4 protein-coding genes are annotated in these 4,883 nt (G+C 69.3%); 2 read left to right on the top strand and 2 right to left on the bottom strand.

What is annotated here, in order from left to right:
* Positions 1-45 precede the first annotated feature (45 nt).
* A complete protein-coding gene (locus tag ACFU8Q_RS39025; protein ID WP_384464208.1) occupies positions 46-813 on the bottom strand; it encodes a hypothetical protein in 768 nt (255 codons plus the stop codon).
* 15 nt (positions 814-828) lie between these two features.
* Positions 829-1,329 carry a hypothetical protein gene (locus ACFU8Q_RS39020; RefSeq protein WP_384464211.1) on the bottom strand — a complete coding sequence of 167 codons (501 nt, stop codon included), beginning with the start codon at positions 1,327-1,329 and terminating at the stop codon, positions 829-831.
* Between the two features lie 529 nt (positions 1,330-1,858).
* On the opposite strand from ACFU8Q_RS39020, the gene ACFU8Q_RS39015 reads away from it, so the two are divergent.
* Complete coding sequence (locus tag ACFU8Q_RS39015; RefSeq protein WP_384464205.1) at positions 1,859-2,677, top strand: SAM-dependent methyltransferase; 819 nt, start codon at positions 1,859-1,861, stop codon at positions 2,675-2,677.
* Positions 2,674-4,848 carry a putative bifunctional diguanylate cyclase/phosphodiesterase gene (locus tag ACFU8Q_RS39010; protein WP_384464202.1) on the top strand — a complete coding sequence of 725 codons (2,175 nt, stop codon included), beginning with the start codon at positions 2,674-2,676 and terminating at the stop codon, positions 4,846-4,848. Before ACFU8Q_RS39015 ends, ACFU8Q_RS39010 begins: the two co-directional genes overlap by 4 nt.
* Positions 4,849-4,883 lie beyond the last annotated feature (35 nt).

Below are 4,883 nucleotides of genomic sequence, written 5' to 3'. Positions count from 1 at the left end.
GGTATCCCCCGGGCGGCGCACTCCGACAGCACTTCGCCGGGACTGCTATCCGCCCGCCGCGCCGGGGAACAGGTCGAGGAACGGAGCGGCGGTGGCCGAGATGCCCCGGCCGAAGGGGGAGTCGAAATCCCAGATCAGAAAGAGCAGAAAGGCGATCAGAATGCTGAAGAGACCGGCCAGCAGCAGTTCGCGGAAGGTTCTGCGGATCTGCAGCGTGAAGATCAGTCCCACGGTCACCAGCGCCCCGATGATCAGGCCGAACCAGACCACGCCCGGCATGGTCGCACCGGCGCTCTGCCCGCGGCCGCTGCGTGCGTCGTCGACCGCGGCGACCTCATCGACCAGTGGCTGATATGCCTGCCCCTCGTGGTCGTTCTTCGGCTGGTAGTCGGTGACATCGGCGCGCACCCGGCCCAGGAGCCGGGCCCCCTCGTCGTCGAGGGAGCCGTGCTCGGTCATCGACCGCCACTCGTCGTGGACGACGTGGTGCACGTAGGCGTCGACGTCGGCGCGGATGCGCGTACGCACCTCGGCCGGGTAGACGGCGGAGCGAACGCTCACCTCGTGCAGCGCCTGGGCCTCCTGGCGTACGTACTCCTGGGCGGCGCTGCGGCCCTCCCAGACGCCCGCGATGGCGAGCCCCAGCACGATCGCGTAGACCACGCCGATCATCATCGTCATGTACTCGATGACGTCAGGGGTCTCGGACGGGTCGTCATCCTCGCCGATCCGGCGGTTGTTGAGTACGGCGATGGTCAGGACGACGGCACTGGCCGCGACCATCGCGAGGGTGAGAACAAGCCATTCCGACATGGGTTTCTCCGGAGGTCATCGGGAGCGGGGACGCAGCACGGCGACGGCGAACACCGCGGGTGCCGTGATCAGCAGGGTGAGGGTGACCAGGGAGGTGCCGCGCTTCGGGACCTTGCGCGGCGGCTTGCGGTAGGTGGGCAGCGCCACGGGCCGGGGCGCGGGAGGTGTGGGGCGTACGGACGGCGAGGGCGAGGGCGGGGGTGTGGGTGAAGGGGGCGGTGGCACGGGCTCCGGTTCCGGTTCGGGTGGTGCGGGCGGGGGCGGCGGAGGAGGCGGCGGCGGAGGTGGTGGAGGGGGTGGTGCGGGGCGCCGGGGTGGTGGCGCGGGCCGTCGGGTCGGCTCGGGCGCCGGGCCCGCGTGACAGTGGCCGGTGCCCGACACGGCGACCGCCGAATTCCCACCGCTCTCACCGATGGAGGCATACGCGCAGTTGTCCGCCACGGCGGGCGCCGGGGCGGTCAGCAGCCAGAGCAGGACGACGGCTGCCGTGAGCCGCCCTATGAGTGATCCGTACACGACGGGGAGCATGTTCCGGCCGGTCGCGAGGCACGCCCGGGACGGCCCGGATTCCCCTGATGGTGGGGACCTGGGGTGCCATGTGTTTGCGGCTCAGGGAATTCATCGGTCACAACTGACCGCAACGGTGGGGGATTTACGCTCCGCCGTCGCCGCATTGGCAAGGAAAGCCGTCAAAGGCGCCGCCACCAGGGCTTTGTCACCTTCGATCGGACCGAGGAAACTCCTGAACCGGGCCAATGACTGCCTCCGGGTCCAACGCCCGGACCCTTGGGGGCACATGGTATGCGGCTTCCCCGGAGCCGAACCGATTGGTGCCGCCGAAGAGCGCCGGAGCACCTCTCGGGGCCGTTTCGTCGCCCGATGTCACCCGTAGCGACGGGACGGTTGCACATGCCAGTGGTGTGTGACCAATAACGGACGGCTAATTTCCGTTTCCGCTCGCCCTCTTGGCGGACGATCAGTAGCCTCTGGTCAACACTGACCATGAACATGGCCGGATCGCCGTGGCGACTTGTTGGAGACATCGATGGAGCGTCCCGCCTGGGCACCGCAAGGCATTGACATTACGGTGCCGAGCGTGTCTCGCATGTACGACTTCTATCTGGGCGGATCGCACAATTTCGAGGTGGACCGGGAAGCGGCTCGCAAGGCCATGGAGTTCATGCCGGGGCTTCCCAAGATCATGCAGGCGAATCGGGCCTTTATGCGTAGGGCCGTGCGTTACGCGGTGAGCGAGGGCGTCAACCAGTTTCTGGACATCGGCTCCGGAATACCGACTTTCGGCAATGTGCACGAAGTCGCCCAGGCGGCCGACCCGGAGGCCCGCGTCGCGTATGTCGATCACGACCCCGTCGCGGTCGCGCACAGCCGGGTCGTACTCGAAGGAAACGAGCGGGCGGTGATCGCTGCCGCGGATCTCCGCAACCCGCAGGAGATCGTGAAGAGCCCGGAGATCACCGGACTGCTCGACCTGGACCGTCCGGTGGCCCTGCTCCTCGTCGCCGTACTCCACTTCATCGAGGACTCCGACGACCCGCACACCGCCGTCGCCGAACTGCGCGAAGCCCTCGCCCCCGGCAGCCTCATCGTCGTCACCCACGCCTCGTACGAGGGGATTCCGCTCACCCAGGAGGAGGCGGGCGGCACCGTCGACGTCTACCGGGACATCCGCAGCCCCCTGGTCATGCGGTCGCGCGACGAGGTCACCCGGTTCTTCGAGGGGTACGCGATGGTCGAGCCCGGACTCGTGTCGATGCCGAACTGGCGCCCCGACACCCCCCTGGCACCGGAGCACGAGGACCCATTCGCCTTCTCGGGCTTCGCGGGAGTGGGACGCAAGGCGTGAGCATCCCCGCCCAATCGTCCGGAGCGCCCGACACGGAGCCCGACGGCCCCGAGGACCGGCTCCGGAGATTCGCCACGATCTGGAGCCGGGCCATCTTCCCCTCGACGGCCACCTCCATGACGCGCACGGAGTTCGAACAGCATCTGCTGCCGCTGGCCCGTGGGCTCAGTGACGTCCTGCACGCACGGCCTTTCGACGCGGCGCCCGCGAGCGAGGTCGGCGCCGCTCTCGTCGCCGCGCACTGCACGGACCCGGACGCGCTCAGCAGCACGCTCGGCGTCATCGACTCGTACCTTGTGCTCTATTGCGGCGGCAACGGTGCGACGGTGTTGTCGACCGAGGACAGCAGGGCCCGATGCGCCCGGATACAGCACGCCCTCGCGGCCGGGTTCACCCAGGCCCTGCGCGAGCGGACCCTCGCCGAGCAGGAGGCCATCGCGCGCTCCGCGCTCACCGCCCGCTCGGACGCCGAGCAGGCCCTGCACGCCACCGAGGCACGCTTCCGCGCCGTCTTCAAGGACGCGGCCATCGGCATCGGGATCGCCGATCTGGACGGCAATGTGCTGGAGATCAACGACACCCTCACCCGGATGTTCGGCGGCCTCGAACACCATGTCCGCAGCCACAAGGTCAACGAGTGGGTGCATCCTGAGGACTCGCCGCAGGTGTGGAGGTACTACAACGAGCTGGTACGCGGCGAACGCGAGCACTACCGGGTCGAGAAGCCGTACTACCGCAACGACGGCACGGTGCTGTGGACCAATCTGACGGTGTCCCTGCTGCGCGACTCCGAGGGCCGGCCGGAGTATCAGCTGGCGCTGATGGAGGACACGACGGAGCGCCGGCTGCTGAACCTGCGGCTGCGGTACGAGGCCACCCATGACGCGCTCACCGGCCTGCCCAACCGGACGTTGTTCTTCGAGCGGTTGGAGAAGACGCTCGCCGCCGACGACGGCAGCCGCTTCGGCCTGTGCTACCTCGACCTCGACGGCTTCAAGGCGATCAACGACAGCCTCGGCCACGCGTCGGGGGACCGACTTCTGGTCGAGGTGGCCGACCGGTTGCAGAGCTGCGCGACCGCGCCCGGCGAGATGGTGGCGCGGCTCGGCGGCGACGAGTTCGTGGCCCTGACCACCGGCCCCGACACCCAGAAGGAGGTCGACGAGCTGGCCTGCCGCATCCTCGGTGTGCTCGGCACCCCGATCCTGCTGGACGGCCGTGAGCTGACCGTACGCGGATCCATCGGGATCGTCGAAGGGCCGGCCGGTGAACGGAGCGCCGCCGAGGTGCTGCGCAGCGCCGACATCACCATGTACCGGGCCAAGTCGGCGGGCGGCAACCGCTTCGAGCTCGCCGACGCCGAGGCGGACGCCCGCGCCATCACCCGGCACGGGCTGACCACCGCGCTGCCGACCGCCCTGGACCGCGGCGAGTTCTTCATCGAGTACCAGCCCCTCGTGCACCTCGGCGACGGCACGGTGCACGGTGCGGAGGCGCTGGTGCGCTGGTGCCACCCGCAGCACGGGGTGCTCGGTCCCGACCGGTTCATCCCGCTCGCCGAGCACACCGGGCTGATCGTGCCGCTCGGCCGCTGGGTGCTGGAGGAGTCCGTGCGACAGGCCAACTTCTGGCAGGAGCGGCACAGCGACGGCGGCCCGCTGCGGATCAATGTCAACCTCTCGCCCACCCAGTTGCATCATCCGCGGCTGGTCGCCGAGACGGTCGACGTGCTGGAGCGCTCGGGGCTCGAACCCGGGGCGCTGTGTCTGGAGGTCACGGAGTCCGCCCTCATCGGCGCGGACGACGATCTGCTCAAGCCGCTGCGGCAACTGGCGGACATGGGCGTCGACATAGCGCTCGACGACTTCGGCACCGGGTACTCGAACCTGGCGAACCTGCGCCGGCTTCCGGTGAGCGTGCTCAAACTGGACCGCTCCTTCACGCAGGGCATGCAGCAGCATCCGGCGGACCCGGTCGATCTGAAGATCGTCGAGGGAATCGTCTCGCTGGCGCACAGCCTGGATCTCGCGGTCACGGTGGAAGGCGTGGAGACCGCGGCCCAGGCGGAGCAGCTGCGGGAACTGGGGTGCGACACGGCCCAGGGGTGGTACTACGCCCGGCCCGGCGCCCCCGACCGGATCCACTCGCTGCTGCTGGCCGACGCGGTGTGAAGGCCGGACGGGCTCGATCGGCGGAGGATCGAGCC

Source organism: Streptomyces sp. NPDC057543, from assembly GCF_042801895.1.
Taxonomy (GTDB): Bacteria; Actinomycetota; Actinomycetes; order Streptomycetales; family Streptomycetaceae; genus Streptomyces.
Note: the sequence above shows the minus strand (reverse complement) of the source record. Positions and strands in the feature narration are given on the sequence as shown.